Source organism: Bradyrhizobium sp. CER78 (genome assembly GCF_029846235.1).
Classification (GTDB): Bacteria; Pseudomonadota; Alphaproteobacteria; order Rhizobiales; family Xanthobacteraceae; genus Bradyrhizobium.
The window spans coordinates 1-23,161 of the sequence record NZ_JARVWP010000005.1 but is presented as its reverse complement, the minus strand read 5'-3'; the positions used below and the strand labels follow the sequence as shown (position 1 = coordinate 23,161).

The window sequence follows — 23,161 nt, the reverse complement described above, 5'->3', positions numbered from 1 at the left end:
TGATCAGACCCGCTCAATGTCCTTGGTGCCGAACAGGCCGTACGGCTTGATCATCAGGATGATGATCAGGACGTAGAACGGCGCGATTTCGTACAGATTGCCCCAGTGCAGATACTGGCTGTCGACATATTGGGCGACGTTTTCCAATAGCCCGATGATGATGCCGCCCAGCACGGCGCCGCCGACCGAATCGAGCCCGCCGAGGATCGCGGCCGGAAACACCTTGATGCCGTAGGCGGAGAGGCCGGACGACACGCCGTTGACCACGGCGACCACGACGCCGGCGACCGCAGAGACGGTGGCCGAGATCGCCCAGGCCATCGCGAACACGCTCTTCACGGAGATGCCGAGCGACTGCGCGACCTGCTGGTTGAAGGCGGTGGCGCGCATCGCAAGGCCGTATTTGGAGGCGCGGAAGAACCAGGCCATGCCGACCATCATGGCGAGCGAGACCACGAGGCTCATCACATAGACGGTCTGAATCTGCAGCCCGAACAGGCTGACCGACTGGCTCTGGAATATCTGCGGGAACGGCTGCGGGTTGACGCCGAAGATCCACTTCAGCGCCGCCTGGAACACGGTCGACAGGCCGATCGTCACCATGATCACCGAGATGATCGGCTCGCCGATCATCGGGCGCAGGATCACGACCTGGATCGCGATGCCGAAGATGAACATGAACACCAGCGTGATCGGCATGCCGATCCAGAACGGCAATTGATACTTGGTCAGCAGGGCCCAGCACACCCAGGCGCCGACCAGCAGCAGCTCGCCCTGTGCGAAGTTGACGACCTGGGTCGCCTTGTAGATCAGCACGAACGACATCGCGACCACGCCATAGAGCGTGCCGACCACGAGGCCGTTGACGATCAGCTGGATCAGGAACTGGGTGTTCATGGGGTGTGCTGAGCTGTTCGCCTCGCCCCGCTTGCGGGGAGAGGCCGGCGCGCGAAGCGCGACGGGTGAGGGGGAGCCTCCGCATGCGCGGTGCTAATGAGTCCAATATCAAACGAGCGAGAGATTTGCGGAGCGCCTCGACGGATGCTGAAGGAACGCTCTGGTATCGCCTCCGAGCCCGCCGGCTGAACGGCTACAAGTTTGTCAGGCAGGAGCCGATTGGGCCTTACACCGTCGACTTCATCTGCCGCGAGCATCGCCTTGTGATCGAGGTGGATGGTGGACAACACGCCGACAGTCAGAACGACGCCCTTCGAGACAAATGGCTCGTCGATCATAAGTACCGTGTCTTGCGCTTCTGGAACAACGAGATCTCCGGCAATTTGGCTGGTGTTCTCGAAACCATTCTCACCGCGCTTGCGGAGGCTCCCCCTCACCCGGATCGCTGACGCGATCCGACCTCTCCCCGCAAGCGGGGCGAGGTGAAGGTCAGTGTGTGTCGAGGACACCGTCATTCCGCCGCCTCCGCGATTGCGGCGGGGCTGAGGTCGACGACCTCGAGCGTGGTGCGGACGCGCTGCGTGGTGCCGTCCTGGAAGCGGATCACGGTGTCGACCGGGATGCTGGCCTTGCCGCGGTAGATCGCCTCGATGATGTCGGCGTATTTCTCGTTGATCACGCCGCGGCGGACCTTACGGGTCCGCGTCAGCTCGCCGTCGTCGGCATCGAGCTCCTTGTACAGCAGCAGGAAGCGCGAGATGCGCTGCGCCGGCGGGAGGGTGGCGTTGACGGTCTCGACCTCCTTCTTCAACAGCGCGTAGACCTCCGGCCGCGAGGATAGGTCCGTATAGGTCGTGAACGAGATCCGGTGCTTCTCCGCCCATTTCGAGATGATCGAGTAGCGGATGCAGATCATTGCGGAGAGCGCGTCGCGGCCGGCGCCGAGCACGACGGCCTCCGCGACATAGGGCGAGAACTTCAGCTTGTTCTCGATATATTGCGGCGAGAAGCGTTCGCCGCGCGAGGTCTCGGCGAGATCCTTGATGCGGTCGATCACGACGAGCTGGCGGTTGTCATTGTAGTAGCCGGCATCGCCGGAATGCATCCAGCCGTCCTTGATGTCGGCGACCGACGCCTCGGGGTTCTTGTAGTAGCCGTGGAACATGTTCGGATGCCGCACCACGATCTCGCCGACGCCGTTGACGTCGGCATTGTCGATGCGGATCTCGATGTTGTCGGCCATCGGCACGCCTGTCGTGTCGGGATCGACCTTGCCTTCGGGATGCAGCGTGTAGGCGCCGAGCAGCTCGGTCTGGCCGTACAGCGTGCGCAGCGGCACGCCCATCGCCTGGAAGAACTTGAAGGTGTCAGGCCCGAGCGCCGCGCCGCCGGTCGCCGCCGAGCGCAGCCGGGTGAAGCCGAGCCGGTCGCGCAGCGCGCGGAACAGGATCTGGTCGGCGAAGACAGAGCGCTTGCCTTCGGCGAGCGCCGCCAGACCGGTCCTCATGCCGAGATCGTAGAGCCGCTGCTTGAACGGCGAGGCGTCCATCACGCCGGCGCGGACGTCGGCCGCGATTGATTCCCAAACCCGCGGCGCGAACAGCACGAAGGTCGGCGCGATCTCGCGGAAGTCGTGCATCATGGTGTCGGGCTCTTCGACGAAGTTGACCTTCATCCGGGAGAGCAGCGCTTTGCCCAGCGCGTAGATCTGTTCCATGATCCAGGGCAGCGGCAGCACAGAGACGTATTCATCGTCGGGCCCCTTCGGATCGAAGGAAAGATAGGTCGCGCAGTGCCGCAGCACGCGCCCGGCCGAGAGCATCGCGAGCTTCGGATTGGCTGTCGTGCCCGAGGTCGTGCAGAGGATGGCGACGTCGTCGCCCTTGGTTTGGTCGACCAGCCGCTCGTATAGGGTGGGCTCGCGCGCGGCGCGATCGCGGCCCAAAGCGACGAGCTTGCTCGCCTCCATCAATCGCGGATCGTCATATTTGCGCATGCCGCGCGGATCGGAATAGACGATGTGCTTGAGATTGGGAACCCGATCGGCAAGGCCGAGCAGCTTGTCGACCTGTTCCTCGTCCTCGGCGAATACGAGCTTCGCCTCGCCATAGGTCAGGAGATAAGCGGCTTCCTCGTCCAGCACGTCGCGGTAGAGGCCGAGGCTCATCGCGCCGATCGCGTGGGCCGCGATCTCGGCGGCGACCCAGTCCGGCCGGTTGTCGCCGATGATGCCGATCACGTCGCCGCGGCCAAGGCCAAGCTCGACCATGCCGAGCGCGAAATCATGGGCACGAGTCTGGTAGTCGTTCCAGGTGAATTCGCGCCACAGCCCGAAATCCTTCTCGCGCAGCGCGATCTCGTTGCCGTGCTCCCTAGCGTTGAGGCGAAGCATCTTGGGGAAGGTGTCGGCCTGCGCGGCGCGACCGGCATAGTCCATCATGCCGCGCTCTCCCGCACTGCCGGCTTGTCGTCGGGGTCGACCAGCACCTCGTCCTCTTCGCCGAGATAGGCGCGCTTGACGTGGGGGTCGGCGAGCACTGTGGCCGGATCGCCCTCGGCGATCTTGCGGCCGAAATCGAGCACCATGACGCGGTGGGAGATGTCCATCACGACGCCCATGTCGTGCTCGATCATCATCACCGTCATGCCGAACTCTTCATTGAGGTCGACGATGTAGCGAGCCATGTCTTCCTTCTCCTCGAAGTTCATGCCGGCCATTGGCTCGTCGAGCAGGATCAGCTGCGGCTCGAGCGCCATCGCGCGAGCGAGCTCGACCCGCTTGCGCAGGCCATAGGGCAGGGTGCCGGCGGTCGCCTTGCGCACCGACTGGAGATCAAGGAAGTCGATTATCTCCTCGACCTTGCGGCGGTGCTCCAGCTCCTCGCGGCGCGCACCGGTCAGCCAGTACAGCGAGCCCGTGATGAAGTTGTTCTTCAGGAGGTGATGGCGGCCGACCATGATGTTGTCGAGCACACTCATGTGGTGGAACAGCGCCAGATTCTGGAAGGTCCGGCCGATGCCGAGGCGGGGCCGCGCATTCGGGGTGAGGCCGGTGATGTCCTGGCCGCGATAGAACAGCTGGCCTTCGGTCGGCCGGTAGCGGCCGGAGATGCAGTTGACGATCGAGGTCTTGCCGGCGCCGTTCGGGCCGATGATCGAGAACAGCTCGCCCTCGTTGACGCCGAAGCTCACTTCGGTCAGCGCGCGGACGCCGCCAAAGCGCAATGAGACTCCGCGCACCTCGAGACTGTTAGCCACCCTGTTCCCTCCAGATACGGGCGCTTTGGCGCGCTCTTTATCTTTCGCTTCGATCTCGGTTCGATCTTACATGGGGCGCCGAAGGAAACCATCCGACTAATGATGCTGGCGTCCGGGAGCAATCGCTCGTCCCGATCGCCTGCGTCATGCGCGGTAACGCCGCACCCCGCCTGCAAGCCCGTGTCCCGCGTCGTCCGCATTCAGCGATCCATCGAAGCGCTGCGCGCGGCGTTACGCGAGGTGGCTCTGAATACGAGAAAGCGATAGGTTGAATTGTCATGTGCCCGACATTTGGTCAGGAATTTTCGCTGACATTCCAGGCCTCGGGTCACCTGGCTTCGCGCACGGCGTTGCTGCGGTGCAATATCTTGGGTGGGATGCCGTCGCTAGAATGATTGCTGCTGATTACCTGAAGCGCATCGCGGCCTGGTCGCGCGAGCTGACCGAGCAAGAAATCGAGATCGCGCGCGCCGGCATTTCCGAGAAGTCCTACCGCGCCAACGAATTCATCTTCATGCGCGGCGACAATTTCCAGTACTGGACCGGCATCGTCACCGGGCTGGCCCGGATGGGCATCGTCTCGCGCGGCGGCAAGGCCGCGAGCTTCGCGGGCCTCACGGCGGGCGCGTGGTTCGGTGAGGGCACCGTGCTCAAGAACGAGCTGCGGCGCTACGACGTGGTCGCGCTGCGCGATACGCGCCTCGCGATGATGGATCGCCGGACCTTCGTCTGGCTGTTCGAGAACAGCGTCGGCTTCAACCGCTTCCTGGTTGGACAGCTCAACGAGCGGCTCGGCCAGTTCATCGCGCTGCTCGAATATGGCCGCACGCTGGACGCAACCGCGCGGCTGGCGCGCTCGATCGCCTCGCTGTTCAATCCGATTCTTTACCCCGAGCTCACCCTGCACCTTGAAATCACCCAGGAGGAGATCGGGGCGCTGTCGGGAATTTCCCGGCAGAACGCCAACCAGTGCCTGAAGCGGCTCGAACGCGAGGGGCTGCTGCGGCTCGAATATGGCGGGGTCACGATCATCGAGCTCGACCGGCTGCGCCACTACGGCGAGTGAGCGGGTCCCAGACCGCATTGAACCGCGTTTTCAGGGCTTTAAGGCCCTGATTCCAAACGATTAAGCCATTAGACTTGGAGGTGGCCGGGTGCTACAGACCGGCCTCGTCGGGATCGCGCGGTCTCGCGCTCTCTGGAGATGATATGACGGCTCAGGACTCAAAGCGGCGCGTTGCGCTGATCACCGGCGTCACCGGGCAGGACGGCGCGTATCTCGCCGAATATCTGCTCGGCCTCGGCTATACCGTGCACGGGATCAAGCGCCGCTCGTCCTCGTTCAACACCGCGCGCGTCGACCATCTCTACCAGGATCCGCACGCCGGCAACGTGCCGTTCCTGATGCACTACGGCGACATGACCGATTCGACCAATCTGATCCGGCTGATGCAGCAGATCCGGCCGACCGAGATCTACAACCTCGCCGCCCAGAGCCACGTCCAGGTCAGCTTCGAGAGCCCGGAATACACCGCCAATGCCGACGCCATCGGCGTGCTGCGCCTGCTGGAGGCGATCCGCATCCTCGGCATGGAAAAGGAGACCCGGTTCTACCAGGCCTCGACCTCGGAGCTGTACGGGCTGGTGCAGGAGGTGCCGCAGAAGGAGACCACGCCGTTCTATCCGCGTTCGCCCTACGGTGTCGCCAAGCTCTACGGCTACTGGATCACGGTGAACTACCGTGAGGCCTACGGCATGTTCGCCAGCAACGGCATCCTGTTCAACCATGAGAGCCCGATCCGCGGCGAGACCTTCGTGACGCGCAAGATCACCCGCGCCGTCGCCCGCATCGAAGTCGGCTTGGAGAACAAGCTCTATCTCGGCAATCTCGATGCCAAGCGCGACTGGGGCCACGCCCGCGACTATGTCGAGGGCATGCACAAGATCCTGCTGGCGGACGAGCCCGGCGACTTCGTGCTCGCGACCGGCGAGACGCGGTCGGTGCGCGAGTTCGTTGAACTTGCGTTTGCCGAGGTCGGCCGCAGCATCGAATGGCGCGGCAAGGGTGTCGAGGAGATCGGTGTCGACAAGGCGTCCGGCAATACGCTGGTGCAGATCGACCCGGCCTATTTCCGCCCGACCGAGGTCGATCTTCTGATCGGCGACGCCAGCAAGGCGCGCGCCAAGCTCGGCTGGGCGCCCAAGACGCCGTTCGCGCAACTGGTGAAGGAAATGGTCGCCAGCGATCTCGTCGAGGCCAGGCAGGATGCGGCCAATGGCAAGCACGGCGTTTGAACTGAAGGGCAAGACGGTTTTCGTCGCCGGCCATCGCGGCATGGTCGGCTCGGCGCTGATGCGCCGGCTGGCGCGCGAAGAGGCCGATCTGCTGACGGTGTCGCGCAGCGAGGTCGATTTACGCGACCAGGCGGCGGTGAATTCCTGGTTCGCCGCGAAACGGCCGCAGGCCGTGTTCCTCGCCGCCGCCAAGGTCGGCGGCATCGTTGCCAACAACACGCTGCGCGCCGAATTCCTTTACGACAATCTGGCGATCTCGACCAACGTGATCCAGGCGGCCCACGCCAATGGCTGCGAGAAGCTGATGTTCTTCGGCTCGTCCTGCATCTATCCACGCCTGGCGCCGCAGCCACTGCGCGAGGACTCGATGCTGACCGGTCCGCTGGAGCCGACCAACGAGCCCTACGCCATCGCCAAGATCGCCGGCATCAAGATGGCCGAGGCCTATCGCAGCCAGTACGGCGCCGATTTCATCAGCGTGATGCCGACCAATCTCTACGGTCCCGGCGACAATTATCATCCCGAGTACAGCCACGTCGTCGCCGCGCTGATCCGCCGCTTCCACGAGGCCAAAGTGTCGGGCGCTGCCGACGTGGTGGTGTGGGGCACGGGAACGCCGCGCCGTGAATTCCTCTATGTCGACGATCTCGCCGACGCCTGCATCCATCTGATGAAGACCTATTCCGCGCCGGAACTGGTCAATATCGGCACCGGCGAGGACATCACGATCGCCGAATTCGCCCGCGTCGTTGCGGTCACGGTCGGCTATCGCGGTGAGATCAGCTTCGACACTTCGCGTCCCGACGGCACGCCGCGCAAGCTGCTCGACGTCAACAGGCTCGCCAAGCTCGGCTGGCGCGCCACCACCTCGCTCGAGGATGGCATCAAGCTCGCGTACCAGGCCTATCTGAACGAGACCAAGCAGGCGGCGGAGTAGGGCGTAGCTCTCTCCATCGTCATTGCGAGCCAACGGGTCGCGCGAACGCGCGCCCGATGACAGGCTCCGCGAAGCAATCCATCTGCCGCTTGTGACGAAATGGATTGCTTCGTCGCTTCGCTCCTCGCAATGACGGCAGGAGGGCTTACTTCGCCGCCATCCGCGGCGGCGCCTTCGCCAGTGCAGTCGCCATCGCCGAGATCAGCGGCTTCATGAAGAACGCATCGTTGGCCGGATAGATGTCGGTGTGCAGGCCGTAGGTCTTCAGTTCATCCGACACCACGGGCCCGACGGAGGCGATCGGCGTCTGCTCCAGGCCCTCGCGCAGTTGCGCCTCGCATTTGTGTGCCTGCGCCACCTCGAGCAGGCGGCGAACCTGGCCGGAGCTCGTCAGCGCGATCGCATCGATGCGGCCCCGCGACATCTCCTCGATCGCGGTGACGATGTTGGCGTCGGCGGCCTGCGCATCATAGACATAGGGCAGCACCGTATCGACCTCGGCGCCCTGCGCCTTGATCGCACCGATCAGCGTGGCGTGATCCTTGTCCGGATAGAGCTGCAGCCCGAGCCGATGTCCCTTCAGGTCGAGCTTCGACAGCATCTCGGCGACGCCTTCCGAGGTCGGTTTCTCGGTCGTCATTTGCGGCTCGAGCCCGATCTCGCGCAGCGCCCGGCCGGGCTTGGGACCGCGGGCGAACTTCCGCGCCTTGCCGAGGCTCGTGACAAACTCCGCCTCGATCCCGATCCGGCGCACGACCTTCATCAACCGGCGCAGGCCTTCGCCGGTCATCAGCACGAGGTCGTCGAGCGGCCGTTCGACGGCGCGGCGAATCCAGGCCTCGATCGATGTCGGATCCGGCGCGTCGTGGATAGTGAACATCGGGCATTGCAGCACGTCGGCGCCCTGCTCGGCGAGCAGGCGGGAAAACTGGGCCTCCTCGCGCGTCTCGAGGATCAGGATGCGGTAGCCGTTCAGCCGGTCAGTCATGATGGTCCCTAACAAACATTGTCGTCATTTGTTCGATTTGACCCCTGCACCGGGATTGGCGCAAGGCCACCTGCGGTGATAGACGGGGGCCGAAAATGACCGTTCCACGCAACTGCTCAAGCTTTGGTCAATTGGCATGCCCGACCATCAATTCGTTCTGACCCTGTCCTGTCCGGATCGCCCGGGGATCGTCTCCGCGGTCTCGACCTTCCTCGCGCATAACGGCCAGAACATCCTGGACGCCCAGCAATTCAACGATGTTGAGACCGGCAAGTTCTTCATGCGCGTGGTGTTCACCGCGGCCGACCTCGCGGTCGGACTGCCGGCGCTACAGACCGGCTTTGCCGCGATCGCCGAACGTTTCGGCATGGAATGGCAGATGCGCGACCGCGCCACCCGCCGCCGGGTGATGCTGCTGGTCTCCAAGTCCGATCACTGCCTGGTCGACATCCTGTATCGCTGGCGCACCGGCGAGCTCGAGATGATCCCGACCGCCATCGTCTCCAACCATCCGCGCGAGACCTATGGCTCGCTCGATTTCGGCGATATCCCGTTCCATCATCTGCCGGTCACCAAGGACACCAAGCGGAAGCAGGAAGACGCGGTTTGGCAGCTGGCGCAAGACACCAACACCGACCTCGTGGTGCTGGCCCGCTACATGCAGATACTGTCCGACGAGATGTCGGCGCGGCTGTCGGGCCGCTGCATCAACATCCATCACTCCTTCCTGCCGGGCTTCAAGGGCGCCAAGCCCTACCACCAGGCCCATGAGCGCGGCGTCAAGCTGATCGGCGCCACCGCGCATTACGTCACCAGCGATCTCGACGAGGGGCCGATCATCGATCAGGACGTCGAGCGCATCAGCCATCGCGACACGCCCGACGATCTCGTGCGCAAGGGCCGCGACATCGAGCGTCGCGTGCTGGCGCGGGCGATTCGCTACCATCTCGCCGACCGCGTCATCCTCAACGGGCGCAAGACCGTGGTGTTCGTGGACTGATCCGCGGTTCATTTGGTAGTCGCGCTTGGCGGCTATGATGTCGCCGTGCATCGAGGTGCTGCATGAAACTCATCCACATGAGCGACATCCATCTGACGGCGCCGGGGAGGACGATCTTCGGCCGTGATCCGCTGGCCAATTTCGAGCGCGCGCTTGATCACGTGCTTGCCGATCATCGTGATGTCGAGCTGATGGTGATCTCGGGCGATCTTTCCGATCTCGGCGACCTCGCGGACTATCACTTGCTGCGTGACCGCCTGAGCCGGTTTCCGATTCCGACGCGGCTTTGTATCGGCAACCACGACCATCGCGAGACGTTTCTCAGCGTGTTTCCCGAATGCGCCGACGCGGACGGCTTCGTGCAGGGCGTTCACGATGCCTCGTTCGGCCGCTGCCTGATGCTCGATACCTACGAGCCGCAGACGGCCGCCGGCAGCTTCTGCGAGACGCGGCAGGCCTGGCTGGATCGGCAGCTATCCGAACATGACGGCCCGTTCTTCCTGTTCATGCATCACAATCCGTTCCCGACCCATATCGGCCCGGTGGACCGCATCGGCCTGCTCGACGATGCCGCGTTCCGCTCGATCGTCGCGAGGCACCGGAGCAAGATCCGGCACATCTTCTTCGGTCACTGCCACATGGTGCTGAGCGGTTCGGTTGCCGGCATCCCCACCACCTCGCTGCGCGGAACGAATCACGCCAGTTATCCCGTATTCGCGGAGGTGCTGACGGTCGCCGATTTGCCGGAGTCCTACGGCGTGGCGTTCATCGGCGACGACTACGTCACCGTGCACATGGTGGAGTTCGGCTACCGCGGCGAAATCATCAGCGAGGATGCCCTCGACTAGGCCGCGCTCAGTGGGCAGCGCCCTGCGTGGTCGCCGCCGGCTTGGCGTCGTCGCCGCGCTCGGCCGCGGGCATCAGGCGCTTGCGCTCCCGTTCCTGCATGAACTTGTCGTACTCCGGGGTGCCCGCCCGCGGCGGCGCATCGGCGGGCAGGCCGCCGGCCCAGGCTGGAATGTAGTCGGCCATGCCGGCCGAGACCTTTTGATTCACGGTGCCGCACCCCCCGAGCGCGCAGGCCGCGAGCGCGAGGGCAGTCAGGACGGGGATGTGACGTGTGAAGATCGACATTGGCGGCAGCATACAGCCCTGGTCTTTATGGATCATGATGTTGGGCGCGACCGTTCGGCTGCAATTGTGCTTGTTTGTTGACATTGGCGTTTGATTTGTACGATCGTACAAATGAATCGTGATCGCGGCTGCTTGAGCGTGCGAGATCGGTTCTCTTGGGGGCGTTGAGTTTCGGGGAGCGATTCTGGTATCGTGATACTTGTGACTGCGGCTGGGCCCGATCGCGCCACGCGCGACACACGTCCATCGTCCGATTGACAATGGGGCGCTTCGAGACGCCTTGTCGCGTTGCGGCTTGGCCGCAACATGCTTGGGTTAAGGCAAGGGCCGGGCACTCGGCTCGAGGCAGAAGAATGGAAGGGGGAGGGATGTCGATGTTCAATCGTCGCAAGATGTTGCTGTGGGGCGCCGCTTCGGCCGTGCTTGGCGGGTTGTGCGCCGGCGTGCCGGCGCGGGCGGACGACGCCGTCAAGATTGGCCTGATCCTGCCGATGACCGGCGGCCAGGCCTCGACCGGCAAGCAGATCGATAATGCGATCAAGCTCTACATGCAGCAGAACGGCGACACCGTCGCCGGCAAGAAGATCGAGATCATCCTGAAGGATGACGCCGCGATGCCCGACAACACCAAGCGGCTCGCGCAGGAGCTGATCGTCAACGACAAGGTCAATTTCATCGCCGGCTTCGGCGTAACGCCCGCGGCGCTCGCCGCGGCGCCGCTGGCGACCCAGGCCAAGATCCCGGAAGTCGTGATGGCCGCCGGCACCTCGATCATCACCGAACGCTCGCCCTATATCGTGCGCACCAGCTTCACGCTGGCGCAGTCCTCCACCATCATCGGCGACTGGGCGGTCAAGAACGGCATCAAGAAGGTTGCGACGCTGACCTCCGACTACGCGCCGGGCAACGACGCGCTGACCTTCTTCAAGCAGCACTTCACCGCCGGCGGTGGCGAGATCGTGGAAGAGGTCAAGGTCCCGCTCGCCAATCCCGACTTCGCGCCGTTTCTGCAGCGCATGAAGGATTCCAAGCCCGACGCAATGTTCGTGTTCGTCCCGGCCGGGCAGGGCGGCAATTTCATGAAGCAATATGCCGAGCGCGGGCTCGATAAGAGCGGCATCAAGGTGATCGGCCCCGGCGACGTGATGGACGACGACCTGCTCAACAACATGGGCGATGCGGCGCTCGGCGCGGTGACCGCGCATCTCTATTCGGCCGCGCATCCGTCCCAGGTGAACAAGGATTTCGTCGCCGCCTACAAGAAGGCGTTCGGCAACCGTCCGGGCTTCATGGCGGTTAGCGGCTATGACGGCATTCACCTGATCTACGAGGCGCTGAAGAAGACTAATGGTGCGACCGACGGCGACAAGTTGATCGAGGCGATGAAGGGCATGAAGTGGGAGAGCCCGCGCGGTCCGATCTCGATCGATCCGGAAACCCGCGACATCGTGCAGAACATCTACATCCGCAAGGTCGAGAAGGTTGACGGTGAGCTCTACAATGTCGAGTTCGCGACCTTCGAGGCCGTCAAGGATTCCGGCAAGACCAAGAAGTGACGCGCCAAGCTCCGCCTTCCTCCACGTCATGGCCGGACAAGCCGGCCATGACGTTCCACTTGACGTGGTGTCCTTTGCGTCCTCTCGGCTGAGCTGACTTGATGGCCTCTATTCTCACCAACCTGTTCGACGGCGTCGCCTACGGCATGCTGCTGTTCGTGCTCGCCTGCGGGCTTGCGGTGACGCTCGGGCTGATGAACTTCGTCAACCTCGCGCACGGCGCCTTCGCGATGGCCGGCGGCTATATCTGCGCCGTGCTGGTCAATCAGTCCGGCTGGCCGTTCTTCGCAGCGCTGCCGCTCGCCTTTCTCGGGAGCGCCGCGATCGGCATCGCGCTGGAACGCACGCTGTACCGCCACCTCTATAGCCGCAGCCATCTCGATCAGGTGCTGTTCTCGATCGGTCTCGTGTTCATGTCGGTCGCCGCGGTCGACTACATCATGGGATCGTCGCGGGTCTTCATCAAATTGCCGGCGGCGCTGGAGGGGCAGATCGACCTGTTCGGCGTCGGCATCGGCCGTTACCGGCTGATGATCGTCGTGATCTGCGGCCTGCTCACGCTGGCGCTGCAACTGATCCTCGCCAAAACGCGGTTCGGCAGCCGCCTGCGCGCCGCAGTCGACGATCCGCGTGCCGCGATCGGGCTCGGCATCAACGTGCCGCAGGTGTTCGCCTTCACTTTCGCCTTCGGCTGCGGCCTCGCGGGGCTCGGCGGCGCGCTGAGCGCGGAGATCCTCGGGCTCGATCCGTACTTCCCGCTGAAATTCATGATCTACTTCCTGATCGTGGTGACGGTCGGTGGTTCTTCCTCGATCACCGGGCCGTTCCTCGCCTCGCTGCTGCTCGGCATCGCCGACGTCGCCGGCAAGTACTACGTGCCCAAGGTCGGCCCCTTCGTGATCTATACGGTCATGATCGTGATCCTGCTCTGCCGCCCGAACGGCCTGTTCGGCCGCACCGCGGCGCGGTGAGGCTGATATGAGCGCGCTGTCCGACGTCTCCACTCATGCGATGGCCGGCGCGCGCTGGCGGATCAGCGAGGTTGCGTTCTGGGTGCTGGTGCTCGCCTGCGCGTTTCTGTTCCCGTCGCGCTACCTGATCATGACCGACATCGTGCGGCTCGGCCTGTTCGCGCTGTCGCTCGACCTGATCCTTGGCTATGCCGGCATCGTCTCGCTCGGCCATGCTGCGTTCTTCGGCGTCGGCGCCTATTCGGCGGGCCTGCTGGCGCTGCACGGCATCATCAACGAGCCGGTCATCGCGCTGGTCGCCGCCGGTCTCGTCGCGGCGGTGCTCGGCTTCCTGACCAGCTTCCTGGTCATCCGCGGCGTCGACCTCACGCGGCTGATGGTCACGCTCGGCATCGCGCTGCTGTTGGAAGCGCTCGCCGAACGCTTCTCCGACATCACCGGCGGCACCGATGGCCTGCAGGGGATCGAGATGCAGCCGATCCTCGGGCTGTTTGCCTTCGACATGTTCGGCAAGACCGGGTTCTTCTACTCGCTGATTGTGCTGTTCGTCCTGTTCCTGCTGGCGCGGCGCGTGGTGCATTCGCCGTTCGGCCTGTCGCTGCGCGCGATCAAGAATAATCCGCTGCGCGCGGCCGCGATCGGCGTGCCGGTCAACAGCCGCCTGATCGCGGTCTATACGCTGGCCGCCTTCTATGCCGGGATAGCCGGCGCGCTGTTCACCCAGACCACGGCGCTTGCGTCCCTTGACGTCTTTTCTTTCGAGCGCTCCGCCGACCTGATGCTGGTGCTCGTGATCGGCGGCACCGGCTATCTCTATGGCGGCCTGATCGGCGCCGTCGTGTTCAAGATGCTGCAGGAGTTGTTCCAGAGCATCACCCCGCAATACTGGCTGTTCTGGATCGGCCTTGTGCTTGTCGTGATCGTGATGGTCGGCCGCGCGCGCATCCATCGCTGGGTGCTGTTCGTGCCGAATCTGGTCATCCGCCAATTCGCCGGCCGCAAGGCGGCCGTCGCCGTGCCAGAGAGCGACGTGTCATGACGATCGCACTGGAAACACGTGGCCTTGAAAAATCCTTCGGCGGCCTTCGCGTCACCCGCGACCTCTCGCTGAAGGTGATGCAGGGCGCCCGCCACGCGCTGATCGGGCCGAACGGCGCCGGCAAGACCACCGTCATCAACCAGCTCACCGGCGTGCTGACGCCGAACGGTGGGCAGATCCTGCTCGAAGGCAGCGACATCACCGGCCTCTCGGTGCACAAGCGGGTGCTGCGCGGGTTGTCGCGCACATTCCAGATCAATCAGCTCTATGCCGACCTGACCCCGCTCGAAACCATCGGGCTTGCGGTCTCCGAGCGGATGGGCCGCGGCGGCGACTGGTGGCGGCGGATGGGAACGCGGAGCGACGTCAACTCAGAGATCGCCGAGATCCTGTCGCGCTTCCATCTGCTCGACGTGATGACCGAGGTCACCTCGACATTGCCCTACGGCAAGCAGCGCCTGCTCGAGATCGCGGTCGCGATCGCGGCCAAGCCGCGGGTGCTGCTGCTCGACGAGCCCGCGGCCGGTGTGCCCGAGAGCGAGCGCCACGATATCCTGGCGGCGGTCGCGGCGCTGCCGCGCGACGTCACGGTGCTGCTGATCGAGCACGACATGGACCTCGTGTTCTCGTTCGCCGATCGCATCTCGGTGCTGGTCAATGGCGGCCTGCTCACCGAGGGCGCGCCCGACGAGGTCGCGCGCGATCCGCAGGTGAGGGCGGTCTATCTCGGCGAGGCGGCCGATGTCTGATCTGCTCTCCATCCAGGGCCTGCGCGCCGGCTACGGCGAGGCGGTGGTGCTGCCCGATATGTCGCTGGCGCTTGCCGACGGCCAGGTGCTCGCGCTGCTCGGCCGCAACGGCACCGGCAAGACCACGCTGATCAATTCGATCGTCGGCATCACCAGGCGTTTCGGCGGCAGCGTCGCGCTCGCGGGCCGTGACGTCACGGCAATGCGGCCGGATCAGCGCGCCCGCGCCGGGATCGGCTGGGTGCCGCAGGAGCGCAACATCTTCCGCTCGCTGACGGTGGAAGAGAACATGACCGCGGTGGCGCAGCCCGGGCCGTGGACGGTCGAGCGGGTGTACGAGATGTTTCCGCGGCTGAAGGAGCGGCGCGGCAATTTCGGCAACCAGCTGTCGGGCGGCGAACAGCAGATGCTGGCGATCGGCCGAGCGCTGACCTTGAACCCCATGGTGCTGCTGCTCGACGAGCCGACCGAGGGCCTCGCGCCGATCATCGTTGAGGAATTGTTAAGGGCGATCGGAACCATCACGCGCTCGGGCGGCATCTGCTCGATCATCGTCGAGCAGAACGCGCAAAAGATTCTGGGGCTCGCCGACCGCGTTGTGATATTGGAACGCGGCACGATCGTGCACGATGCGGCGAGCAGCGCGCTGAAGGCCGATCCCTCCGTCCTCGAGCGCCATCTCGGCGTCGCCGGGACCAAAAAACACTGACGACCTCAGGGAGTTGACCATGCAGCGAACCAAGCCTCCGTTCCGCGCCGACGAGGTCGGCAGCCTGTTGCGCCCGCCGAAGATCAAGGAGGCCCGTGCCAAACTGGAGAAGGGCGAGATCTCGGCCGACGAACTGCGCAAGGTCGAGGACATGGAGATTGAGAAGGTCGTGCACAAGCAGGCTTCGGTCGGCCTGAAGCTCGCGACCGACGGTGAGTTCCGCCGCTCCTGGTGGCACTTCGATTTCCTCAGCCATCTGACCGGCTGCGAGCTGTTCCATCCCGACATGGGCATCCAGTTCGCGGGCGTGCAGACCCGGCACGATGCCATCAGGGTGACCGGCAAGCTGGACTTCTCCGATCAGCACCCGATGCTCGATCACTTCCGCTTCCTGAAGAAGTACGCCGACCAGGCGCATGTCACGCCGAAGATGACGATCCCCTCGCCGGCGGTGCTGCACTTCCGCGGCGGCCGCAAGCTGATCTCGGAGGAGGTCTACCCGGATCTCGAGGAGTTCTACCAGGACCTCGGCAAGACCTACCGCAAGGCGGTGAAGGCGTTCTACGACGCCGGGTGCCGCTACCTGCAGTTCGACGACACGGTGTGGGCCTATCTGTGCTCGCAGGAGGAACTGCAGAAGTCGCGCGACCGCGGCGACAATCCCGATGGCCTGCAGGAGATCTACGCACGCGTCATCAACTACGCGATCGCAGATCGTCCGGCCGACATGGTGATCACGACCCATGTCTGCCGCGGCAATTTCCGCTCGACCTGGATTTCCTCCGGCGGCTACGAGCCGGTCGCCGAGACCATGCTGGCCGGCACCAATTACGACGGCTACTTCCTCGAATATGATTCTGATCGTGCCGGCGGCTTCGAGCCGCTGCGCTTCCTGCCCAAGGGCAACAAGGTCGTGGTGGTCGGCGTCATCACCTCGAAGTTCGGCGAGCTCGAGAAGAAGGACGACATCAAGCGGCGATTGGAGGAGGCTGCGAAATTCGCCCCGATCGAGCAGCTCGCGGTGTCCCCGCAATGCGGCTTCGCCTCGACCGAGGAAGGCAACATCATCTCCGAGGAAGAGCAGTGGGCCAAGCTCAGGCTGGCCGTCGAGGTCGCGAACGAGGTGTGGGGCAAGTAAGACCGTCTCCGCCGTCATTGCGAGGAGCGAAAGCGACGAAGCAATCCATTTCTCCGCTTGCGGAAACATGGATTGCTTCGCGGAGCCTGTCATCCGGCGGCGCTGCGCGCCGACCGGGTGGCTCGCAATGACGGGGAGAGAACCGCGCTTCACTGCTCCGCCAGATAGACTTCGCCGAGCAGCGAGGAGTTCGACCACGGCACCTGCTTGCCCTTGGTCGCGGCGACGACCTCGGCGCGGACCCGCGTCAGCATCTGCTGCACTTCGAGGCCGGGCGTCCCGACATGGCGCGACAGCGCGGCCGAGAACGGGCTGTTGGCGCCTTCGCCGTCGAGCGCGACCTGGCCCGGCGCGGTCGCGAACGCGATCAGCGTGCCGGCGCCGAGCGTCGAGCCTGATCCGAGCGTCGCGGGCGCGGCAAGGCCGGAGCCGGCCTCGATGCCGCGGCTGGGCCCTGTGGACGCCACCTGCGGCGCCATCGGATTGTTTCGGCAGGCATCGAGGATCAGGATGTTGGTGCGGATCTGATCGTCGAGGCCGGCCATGATCGTGTCCATATCGACCATCGCGTCGGTCATGCGCGCACCGGCCTTGAATTCGATGTCGACCGGCACGAGGTAGTTGCGGCCGTCGACCTGCACGCCATGGCCTGCGTAGTAGACCACGGCGATCTGCGACCGCGTCGCCTCGCGCAGGAAGTCGTGGATCGTCCTCTGCATCGCGTCGCGATCGAGATCGAGACCCTCCGAGACAGTGAAGCCGATGTCGCGCAGGCTCTTGGCGATGGCGCGGGCGTCGTTGGGCGGATTGGGCAGCGCCTTGACATGCGCATAGGCGCCGTTGCCGATCACCAGCGCGACGCGCCGGCCGGTTGCCGCGGCCTGCACGCGTGCCGCAGGCGCGGCCGGTGCTGCCGTGGCGGCCGCCGGCGGTGCGGGAGCAGGGCTGCTTTCGGCGGCAGGCGCTGCTGCGGTCTTGCGCGGTGCCGCGTCGGCCTCCTTCAGCAGCGCGAGCCGCACTTTCGCGGTGGCCTGGTTGGCTTTGCTGCCGGCGTCGGAGGCGATGCCCTTGAGCACCGTGGCGTAGTCTTCCTTGGCGCGCGCCGCGTCGCCCTTGGCTTCATAGGCGAGGCCGCGCTGGGTGTAGGCCGAGATCAGCACGCTGCCGGGCGGCGTCATGATGTTGACCGGCGCTTTCGCATTCGCGAGCCGGATCGCTTCCGTCGTGTCCGCGATCGCGCGCGCGATGTCGCCCTTGGCGCGCCAGATCACGGCGCGGCGGATCAGCGGCTGCGGCAGTGACGGATCGATCCTGACCGCCTCGTTGATGTCGGCGAGGGCGCCATCGAGATCGCCGAGCGCCTGCTTCGAGGCGCCGCGGTTCTGATAGGAGAACGCCGACCTCGGATCGGCCTTGATCGCCGCGTCATAGTCGGCAATCGCCTTGGCGTAGTCACCTTTGCCGCGATAGGCGTTGCCGCGATTGTGATAGATAATGCCGCTCGGCGGCCCCATCCGCAGCGCGTCGTTGAAGTCGGCGATCGCGATGTCGTACTCGCCCTTGTCGTAATAGGCCGAGCCGCGCAGATTGTAGACGGCGGTGTTGGGCTTGAGACGCAGCGCCTCGGTCGCGTCCGTGATCACCTGCGGGTAGTTGCCCTTCTTGTTCCAGCCGACCGCGCGCCAGAAATAGATGGTCGCGAGCTTCTCGCCGGAAAACACCTTCAGCGTGATGATCTTGGTGCAGGCGTCGATCATCTGGTCGGCCGGCGTGGCGTCGGTCGTGCAGAGCGCGCCGAGCTGGGCGCGCGCCTGGGCGAAACCGGGCGTCGACCACAGGACGGCAAGAAGCAGGCAGGGGATCAGCAGCAGGCGGCGCATCGGTCATTCGGGCGTGGCGGCCGTCACGGTGATTGGCGACGGCGAGGTGGTTCTGGAGGCGATCATGAATGTTTGGTGATCGGGCGGTAGAGGGGGTTCAACTGGTGGGAAAACGGTGATAAGACGTCACCACACACGATCTCTGCCCACTTTTGTCCCACTCGCCGCTGCCCACCCTGGCCGCCTTTGGCACCATGAAGAACGACGAAATCCTCAGCCAGATCACGGATTTCTGCCGGCGCTCCGATATGGCGGAGACGACGTTCGGCCGCCGTGCCGTCAATGACGGCAAGCTGGTGCACCGGCTGCGCGAGGGTAAGCGGATCACCATCGATACGCTCGACCGCATCAATGGCTTCATCGCGACTTCGACCCCGGGGGGCGTGGCGCCGCCGCGCGGCCTCGTGGTGCCGCCGGAAAAGCGCGATCCGAGGGGTAATTTCCGCTTCTTCGAGAACCGCCAGCGCTATCTGCTGTTCGTGCACACCTGCAGCGAGAAGCGGGTGATCGCCGACCGGGTCGCGCTGGAACTGGCCGCGATCCACCCCCGGCCGCCGGCGCTGCGGGTGTTCGACGCCGGGATGGGCGACGGCACCGTGCTGGCGCGGGTCCTGCGTGCCATGCATGGCCGCTTCCCACATATGCCGTTCTATGTCGCCGGCAAGGAACTGAGCCTGGAGGACGTCCGCCTCACCCTCGACAAGGTCCCCGACCGTCTGTTCGAGCACCCGGCCAGCGTCTTCGTGTTCACCAACATGTATTACGCCGAGGCGCCCTGGCTGACGCCCAAGAACTCCGCGGCGGCCGCCAGCATGATCTGGCACGAGGTGGCGTTGCGCGGAGCTTCCTCGGGCGAGTTCGAGGCCCAGATCGCGGAACTCGGTCCGTTCCTTGAGCAGAATTGGCGGGCCAATATCAGCCCCGGCAATGCGATGCCGATCTATGAGCGGCCGGTGGCGCTGGTGCTGTACCGCGACGATCACCGCTTCCTGCTCGATTCCATCATTCCGCGGGCCGGCCGCACCGAGGCCAATTTTGATCTCGTGATCGCCTCGCAACCCTACCGCGCGAAGTCCTCGGTGAACTTCCGCGCCAAGCGGATCATCGCGCCGCTGGCCCGCGCGCTGCGCGGCGGCGGGCGGCTGATAGGAATCCACTCCCACGGAAGCGATCCCGGGCTTGAAATGATTCAAGCCGTCTGGCCCGGAGAAAATCCTTTCGCCGTCAGCCGTCATGAGATACTGCGCGCGGTGAAATACGAGTTGGGCTCGGCGGGTCGCGAGCTGAACTTCAATGCCTACGCCGATAATCGCTCGATCTTCCGATATGATATGGAAGCGCTGCCTAATGAGGTGACCGGCTCGATCGGAACCTCGACGGCCTTTGCAGCGTGGAATGCCGCGGTGTATGTCGCGCAGATCGAAGATGAGCGGTTGGTCGAAACGACCGAAAACGGACGAGCTCTCGAGGCCACACGCGAAGTTCTCCGCAAACACAACGGGCTGTGGTTCTACGACGAATCCTACGTCATCTCACGGCGACGAGACTGACATGCCGGGGACATATTCACCAACCAACGTCGGACTTCGACGAAACAAGGGGTTTGCTTGATGCGCGCGTCTTATCTCTTCACCAGCGAGTCGGTCTCGGAAGGCCATCCGGACAAGGTCTGCGATCGTATCTCGGATGAGATCGTCGATCTGTTCTATCGCGAGGGACCGAAAGCGGGCATCGACCCGTGGCAGATCCGCGCGGCGTGCGAAACGCTCGCGACCACCAACAAGGTGGTGATCGCCGGCGAAACGCGCGGCCCGAGCTCGGTCACCAACGAGCAGATCGAGAGCGTCGTGCGCGGCGCCATCAAGGACATCGGCTACGAGCAGGACGGCTTCCACTGGAACACCTGCGACATCGAGATCCTGCTGCATCCGCAGTCGGCCGATATCGCGCAGGGCGTCGACGCGCTGCAGCCGGGCGAAGTCAAGGAAGAGGGTGCCGGCGACCAGGGCATCATGTTCGGCTACGCCACCAACGAGACGCCCGACCTGATGCCGGCGCCGATCTTCTACGCCCACAAGATCCTGCGCCTGATCTCCGAAGCGCGCCACTCCGGCAAGGAGAAGGTGCTGGGTCCGGACTCCAAGAGCCAGGTCACCGTGCAGTACGAGAACGGCAAGCCGGTCGGCGTCCGCGAGATCGTGGTCTCGCACCAGCATCTGGTCGAGGATCTCTCGTCCAACCAGATCCGCGACATCGTCGAGCCCTATGTGCGCGAGGCGCTGCCGAAGGAGTGGATCAACGGCAAGACGATCTGGCACATCAATCCGACCGGCAAGTTCTTCATCGGCGGTCCGGACGGCGACTCCGGCCTGACCGGCCGCAAGATCATCGTCGACACCTATGGCGGCGCGGCTCCGCATGGCGGCGGCGCGTTCTCCGGCAAGGATCCGACCAAGGTCGACCGCTCGGCTGCGTACGCTGCGCGCTACGTCGCCAAGAACATCGTCGCGGCCGGTCTTGCCGACCGCTGCACGCTGCAGCTCGCCTACGCGATCGGCGTGGCGCGTCCGCTGTCGATCTACATCGACACCCACGGCACCGGTAAGGTGTCGGAGGACGAGCTCGAGAAGGCGGCCGCCAAGGCGATGGATCTGACCCCGCGCGGCATCCGCACCCATCTCGACCTCAACCGCCCGATCTACGCGCGAACCTCGGCCTACGGTCACTTCGGCCGCACGCCGGACAATGAGGGCGGCTTCTCCTGGGAGAAGACCGATCTCGTCGAGCCGCTGAAGCGCGCGCTCTAACGCTTGCGTCATTCCGGGGCGCTCGCGAGAGCGAGCGAACCCGGAATCCCCTTCCATCAGTTTCAGACTCCGGGTTCGCCTCATCGAGGCGCCCCGGAATGACCAGTTCAACAACAGGACGCTCAAATGAACGCCCCTACGAAGCCCGGCTTCACCGACTACATCGTCAAGGACATTGCGCTCGCCGATTTCGGCCGCAAGGAGATCTCGCTGGCCGAGACCGAAATGCCCGGCCTGATGGCCACGCGCGAGGAGTTCGGCCCCAAGCAGCCGCTGAAGGGCGCGCGTATCGCGGGCTCGCTGCACATGACGATCCAGACCGCCGTGCTGATCGAGACGCTGGCCGCGCTCGGCGCCGACATCCGCTGGGTCTCCTGCAACATCTACTCGACCCAGGATCACGCCGCGGCCGCGATCGCCGCCGCCGGCATTCCGGTGTTCGCCGTGAAGGGCGAGACGCTGACCGAGTACTGGGACTACACCGCCAAGCTGTTCGACTGGCATGGCGGCGGCACGCCGAACATGATCCTCGATGACGGCGGCGACGCCACCATGCTGGTGCATGCCGGCTACCGCGCCGAGCAGGGCGATACCGCCTTCCTCGACAAGCCGACCTCCGAGGAAGAGGAGATCTTCTACGCGCTGGTCAAGCGTCTGCTGAAGGAGAAGCCGAAGGGCTACTTCGCCGAGATCGCCAAGAACATCAAGGGCGTCTCGGAAGAGACCACCACGGGCGTGCATCGCCTCTACGAGATGGCCAACAAGGGCACGCTCTTGTTCCCGGCGATCAACGTCAACGACAGCGTCACCAAGTCGAAGTTCGACAACCTCTATGGCTGCCGCGAGTCGCTGGTCGACGGCATCCGCCGCGGCACCGACGTGATGCTGTCGGGCAAGGTCGCGATGGTCGCCGGCTTCGGCGACGTCGGCAAGGGCTCGGCCGCCTCGCTGCGCCAGGCCGGCTGCCGCGTCATGGTTTCCGAAGTCGATCCGATCTGCGCGCTGCAGGCGGCGATGGAAGGCTATGAGGTCGTGACGATGGAAGACGCCGCGCCGCGCGCCGACATCTTCGTCACCGCCACCGGCAACAAGGACATCATCACCATCGACCACATGCGCGCGATGAAGGATCGCGCCATCGTCTGCAACATCGGCCACTTCGACAACGAGATTCAGATCGCGTCCTTGCGCAATCTGAAGTGGACCAACATCAAGCCGCAGGTCGACGAGATCGAATTCCCCGACAAGCACCGCATCATCATGCTGTCGGAGGGCCGCCTCGTGAACCTCGGCAATGCGATGGGCCACCCGTCGTTCGTGATGTCGGCCTCGTTCACCAACCAGACGCTGGCGCAGATCGAACTCTGGGCCAACAACAAGGACGGCAAGTACGCCAAAAAGGTCTACGTGCTGCCGAAGACGCTCGACGAGAAGGTCGCTCGCCTGCACCTCGCCAAGATCGGCGTCAAGCTGACCGAGCTGCGCAAGGACCAGGCCGACTACATCGGCGTCAAGCAGGAAGGTCCGTACAAGTCGGATCACTACCGCTACTGAGCTGCGCTGACTGCGATCGATGAAGTGAAGAGCCCCGGCATCGTCCGGGGCTTTTTGTTGCGCTGTTTTGCACGCGGGCCTCGTTATCCGTCGTCCAGGCGAAAGCCAGGACCCATAACCACCGCAATTGCTGATGAGCGGGAATGGGCCCCCGGCGTCGCTCAACAATGATCGCTTGGGGTAATGGGTCCTGGCTTTCGCCAGGACGACGATGTGGATGTTTCTCGATTCAAGATGCCAAACACGCGA

The 23,161-nt window shown here is 64.5% G+C and carries 21 protein-coding genes; 15 read left to right on the top strand and 6 right to left on the bottom strand.

All coding sequences use genetic code 11. The annotated features are described in order from the left end of the window. Positions 1 to 3: 3 nt before the first annotated feature. Positions 4 to 897, bottom strand: a complete 894-nt coding sequence (locus QDT69_RS11730) for a branched-chain amino acid ABC transporter permease (RefSeq protein ID WP_279706701.1) — start codon at positions 895 to 897, stop codon at positions 4 to 6. A gap of 83 nt (positions 898 to 980) precedes the next feature. Between QDT69_RS11730 and QDT69_RS11725 the strand changes: the two genes are divergently transcribed. Beyond that, positions 981 to 1,346 carry an endonuclease domain-containing protein gene (locus QDT69_RS11725; RefSeq protein ID WP_279706700.1) on the top strand — a complete coding sequence of 122 codons (366 nt, stop codon included), beginning with the start codon at positions 981 to 983 and terminating at the stop codon, positions 1,344 to 1,346. A 62-nt stretch (positions 1,347 to 1,408) separates the two neighbouring features. On the opposite strand, the gene QDT69_RS11720 is transcribed toward QDT69_RS11725, so the two are convergent. Together QDT69_RS11720 and QDT69_RS11715 are read right to left on the bottom strand one after the other, a co-directional pair. After that, entirely contained in the window at positions 1,409 to 3,337 is a 1,929-nt protein-coding gene (locus tag QDT69_RS11720) for a long-chain fatty acid--CoA ligase (RefSeq protein WP_279706699.1), read from the bottom strand. Further along, positions 3,334 to 4,155, bottom strand: coding sequence for an ABC transporter ATP-binding protein (locus QDT69_RS11715; RefSeq protein ID WP_050423145.1), 822 nt, complete (start codon positions 4,153 to 4,155; stop codon positions 3,334 to 3,336). The genes QDT69_RS11720 and QDT69_RS11715 overlap by 4 nt, the downstream gene beginning before the upstream one ends. Before the next feature lie 391 nt (positions 4,156 to 4,546). On the opposite strand from QDT69_RS11715, the gene QDT69_RS11710 reads away from it, so the two are divergent. The 3 genes from QDT69_RS11710 (at position 4,547) to QDT69_RS11700 (ending at position 7,387) form a co-directional block, all read left to right on the top strand. Next, the gene (locus QDT69_RS11710; RefSeq protein ID WP_021080507.1) at positions 4,547 to 5,221 is read left to right on the top strand and encodes a Crp/Fnr family transcriptional regulator; all 675 of its coding nucleotides are present in this window, start codon (positions 4,547 to 4,549) and stop codon (positions 5,219 to 5,221) included. 143 nt (positions 5,222 to 5,364) lie between these two features. Then, positions 5,365 to 6,450, top strand: coding sequence for a GDP-mannose 4,6-dehydratase (gene gmd / locus QDT69_RS11705; RefSeq protein ID WP_146987794.1), 1,086 nt, complete (start codon positions 5,365 to 5,367; stop codon positions 6,448 to 6,450). Then, positions 6,431 to 7,387 carry a GDP-L-fucose synthase gene (locus QDT69_RS11700; protein ID WP_279706698.1) on the top strand — a complete coding sequence of 319 codons (957 nt, stop codon included), beginning with the start codon at positions 6,431 to 6,433 and terminating at the stop codon, positions 7,385 to 7,387. The genes gmd and QDT69_RS11700 overlap by 20 nt, the downstream gene beginning before the upstream one ends. Before the next feature lie 145 nt (positions 7,388 to 7,532). Here QDT69_RS11700 and QDT69_RS11695 read toward each other — a convergent pair whose 3' ends face one another. Continuing rightward, entirely contained in the window at positions 7,533 to 8,375 is an 843-nt protein-coding gene (locus QDT69_RS11695) for a uroporphyrinogen-III synthase (protein ID WP_279706697.1), read from the bottom strand. Positions 8,376 to 8,511: 136 nt separating this feature from the next. On the opposite strand from QDT69_RS11695, the gene purU reads away from it, so the two are divergent. Next, positions 8,512 to 9,375: a formyltetrahydrofolate deformylase gene (purU, locus tag QDT69_RS11690; protein WP_279706696.1), complete on the top strand. Its 864-nt coding sequence runs from the start codon at positions 8,512 to 8,514 to the stop codon at positions 9,373 to 9,375. A 62-nt stretch (positions 9,376 to 9,437) separates the two neighbouring features. Beyond that, the gene (locus tag QDT69_RS11685; protein WP_279706695.1) at positions 9,438 to 10,223 is read left to right on the top strand and encodes a phosphodiesterase; all 786 of its coding nucleotides are present in this window, start codon (positions 9,438 to 9,440) and stop codon (positions 10,221 to 10,223) included. Between the two features lie 7 nt (positions 10,224 to 10,230). Here QDT69_RS11685 and QDT69_RS11680 read toward each other — a convergent pair whose 3' ends face one another. Next, positions 10,231 to 10,509, bottom strand: coding sequence for a hypothetical protein (locus tag QDT69_RS11680; RefSeq protein WP_279707111.1), 279 nt, complete (start codon positions 10,507 to 10,509; stop codon positions 10,231 to 10,233). 392 nt (positions 10,510 to 10,901) lie between these two features. Between QDT69_RS11680 and QDT69_RS11675 the strand changes: the two genes are divergently transcribed. The 6 genes from QDT69_RS11675 (at position 10,902) to QDT69_RS11650 (ending at position 16,671) form a co-directional block, all read left to right on the top strand. Further along, positions 10,902 to 12,065 (top strand): ABC transporter substrate-binding protein, encoded by a 1,164-nt coding sequence (locus QDT69_RS11675; RefSeq protein ID WP_279707110.1) that lies wholly within the window; start codon positions 10,902 to 10,904, stop codon positions 12,063 to 12,065. 101 nt (positions 12,066 to 12,166) lie between these two features. Continuing rightward, positions 12,167 to 13,036 carry a branched-chain amino acid ABC transporter permease gene (locus QDT69_RS11670; protein WP_279706694.1) on the top strand — a complete coding sequence of 290 codons (870 nt, stop codon included), beginning with the start codon at positions 12,167 to 12,169 and terminating at the stop codon, positions 13,034 to 13,036. Between the two features lie 7 nt (positions 13,037 to 13,043). After that, positions 13,044 to 14,075: a branched-chain amino acid ABC transporter permease gene (locus QDT69_RS11665; RefSeq protein ID WP_279706693.1), complete on the top strand. Its 1,032-nt coding sequence runs from the start codon at positions 13,044 to 13,046 to the stop codon at positions 14,073 to 14,075. Next, positions 14,072 to 14,824 (top strand): ABC transporter ATP-binding protein, encoded by a 753-nt coding sequence (locus QDT69_RS11660; protein WP_279706692.1) that lies wholly within the window; start codon positions 14,072 to 14,074, stop codon positions 14,822 to 14,824. The genes QDT69_RS11665 and QDT69_RS11660 overlap by 4 nt, the downstream gene beginning before the upstream one ends. Next, positions 14,817 to 15,533 (top strand): ABC transporter ATP-binding protein, encoded by a 717-nt coding sequence (locus tag QDT69_RS11655; RefSeq protein WP_279706691.1) that lies wholly within the window; start codon positions 14,817 to 14,819, stop codon positions 15,531 to 15,533. The genes QDT69_RS11660 and QDT69_RS11655 overlap by 8 nt, the downstream gene beginning before the upstream one ends. 19 nt (positions 15,534 to 15,552) lie before the next feature. Further along, positions 15,553 to 16,671, top strand: coding sequence for a cobalamin-independent methionine synthase II family protein (locus QDT69_RS11650; protein WP_279706690.1), 1,119 nt, complete (start codon positions 15,553 to 15,555; stop codon positions 16,669 to 16,671). A gap of 149 nt (positions 16,672 to 16,820) precedes the next feature. Here QDT69_RS11650 and QDT69_RS11645 read toward each other — a convergent pair whose 3' ends face one another. Next, positions 16,821 to 18,551 (bottom strand): caspase family protein, encoded by a 1,731-nt coding sequence (locus QDT69_RS11645; RefSeq protein ID WP_279706689.1) that lies wholly within the window; start codon positions 18,549 to 18,551, stop codon positions 16,821 to 16,823. 194 nt (positions 18,552 to 18,745) lie between these two features. On the opposite strand from QDT69_RS11645, the gene QDT69_RS11640 reads away from it, so the two are divergent. The 3 genes from QDT69_RS11640 (at position 18,746) to ahcY (ending at position 22,912) form a co-directional block, all read left to right on the top strand. Then, positions 18,746 to 20,101, top strand: coding sequence for a hypothetical protein (locus tag QDT69_RS11640; protein ID WP_279706688.1), 1,356 nt, complete (start codon positions 18,746 to 18,748; stop codon positions 20,099 to 20,101). Positions 20,102 to 20,161: 60 nt separating this feature from the next. Beyond that, positions 20,162 to 21,358, top strand: coding sequence for a methionine adenosyltransferase (gene metK, locus QDT69_RS11635; RefSeq protein WP_279706687.1), 1,197 nt, complete (start codon positions 20,162 to 20,164; stop codon positions 21,356 to 21,358). Positions 21,359 to 21,484: 126 nt separating this feature from the next. After that, on the top strand, positions 21,485 to 22,912 hold the full coding sequence (gene ahcY / locus QDT69_RS11630) for an adenosylhomocysteinase (protein ID WP_146987819.1): 1,428 nt from the start codon (positions 21,485 to 21,487) through the stop codon (positions 22,910 to 22,912). The last annotated feature ends 249 nt before the right edge of the window (positions 22,913 to 23,161 follow it).

Excerpts from the sequence above, each read along its gene's own strand:
- QDT69_RS11730 (WP_279706701.1), bottom strand. The coding sequence starts at position 897 with ATGAACACCCAGTTCCTGATCCAGCTGATCGTCAACGGCCTCGTGGTC.
- QDT69_RS11725 (WP_279706700.1), top strand. The coding sequence starts at position 981 with ATGCGCGGTGCTAATGAGTCCAATATCAAACGAGCGAGAGATTTGCGG.
- QDT69_RS11720 (WP_279706699.1), bottom strand. The coding sequence starts at position 3,337 with ATGATGGACTATGCCGGTCGCGCCGCGCAGGCCGACACCTTCCCCAAG.
- QDT69_RS11710 (WP_021080507.1), top strand. The coding sequence starts at position 4,547 with ATGATTGCTGCTGATTACCTGAAGCGCATCGCGGCCTGGTCGCGCGAG.
- gmd (WP_146987794.1), top strand. The coding sequence starts at position 5,365 with ATGACGGCTCAGGACTCAAAGCGGCGCGTTGCGCTGATCACCGGCGTC.
- QDT69_RS11700 (WP_279706698.1), top strand. The coding sequence starts at position 6,431 with ATGGCAAGCACGGCGTTTGAACTGAAGGGCAAGACGGTTTTCGTCGCC.
- QDT69_RS11695 (WP_279706697.1), bottom strand. The coding sequence starts at position 8,375 with ATGACTGACCGGCTGAACGGCTACCGCATCCTGATCCTCGAGACGCGC.
- purU (WP_279706696.1), top strand. The coding sequence starts at position 8,512 with ATGCCCGACCATCAATTCGTTCTGACCCTGTCCTGTCCGGATCGCCCG.
- QDT69_RS11685 (WP_279706695.1), top strand. The coding sequence starts at position 9,438 with ATGAAACTCATCCACATGAGCGACATCCATCTGACGGCGCCGGGGAGG.
- QDT69_RS11680 (WP_279707111.1), bottom strand. The coding sequence starts at position 10,509 with ATGTCGATCTTCACACGTCACATCCCCGTCCTGACTGCCCTCGCGCTC.
- QDT69_RS11675 (WP_279707110.1), top strand. The coding sequence starts at position 10,902 with ATGTTGCTGTGGGGCGCCGCTTCGGCCGTGCTTGGCGGGTTGTGCGCC.
- QDT69_RS11670 (WP_279706694.1), top strand. The coding sequence starts at position 12,167 with ATGGCCTCTATTCTCACCAACCTGTTCGACGGCGTCGCCTACGGCATG.
- QDT69_RS11665 (WP_279706693.1), top strand. The coding sequence starts at position 13,044 with ATGAGCGCGCTGTCCGACGTCTCCACTCATGCGATGGCCGGCGCGCGC.
- QDT69_RS11660 (WP_279706692.1), top strand. The coding sequence starts at position 14,072 with ATGACGATCGCACTGGAAACACGTGGCCTTGAAAAATCCTTCGGCGGC.
- QDT69_RS11655 (WP_279706691.1), top strand. The coding sequence starts at position 14,817 with ATGTCTGATCTGCTCTCCATCCAGGGCCTGCGCGCCGGCTACGGCGAG.
- QDT69_RS11650 (WP_279706690.1), top strand. The coding sequence starts at position 15,553 with ATGCAGCGAACCAAGCCTCCGTTCCGCGCCGACGAGGTCGGCAGCCTG.
- QDT69_RS11645 (WP_279706689.1), bottom strand. The coding sequence starts at position 18,551 with ATGCGCCGCCTGCTGCTGATCCCCTGCCTGCTTCTTGCCGTCCTGTGG.
- QDT69_RS11640 (WP_279706688.1), top strand. The coding sequence starts at position 18,746 with ATGAAGAACGACGAAATCCTCAGCCAGATCACGGATTTCTGCCGGCGC.
- metK (WP_279706687.1), top strand. The coding sequence starts at position 20,162 with ATGCGCGCGTCTTATCTCTTCACCAGCGAGTCGGTCTCGGAAGGCCAT.
- ahcY (WP_146987819.1), top strand. The coding sequence starts at position 21,485 with ATGAACGCCCCTACGAAGCCCGGCTTCACCGACTACATCGTCAAGGAC.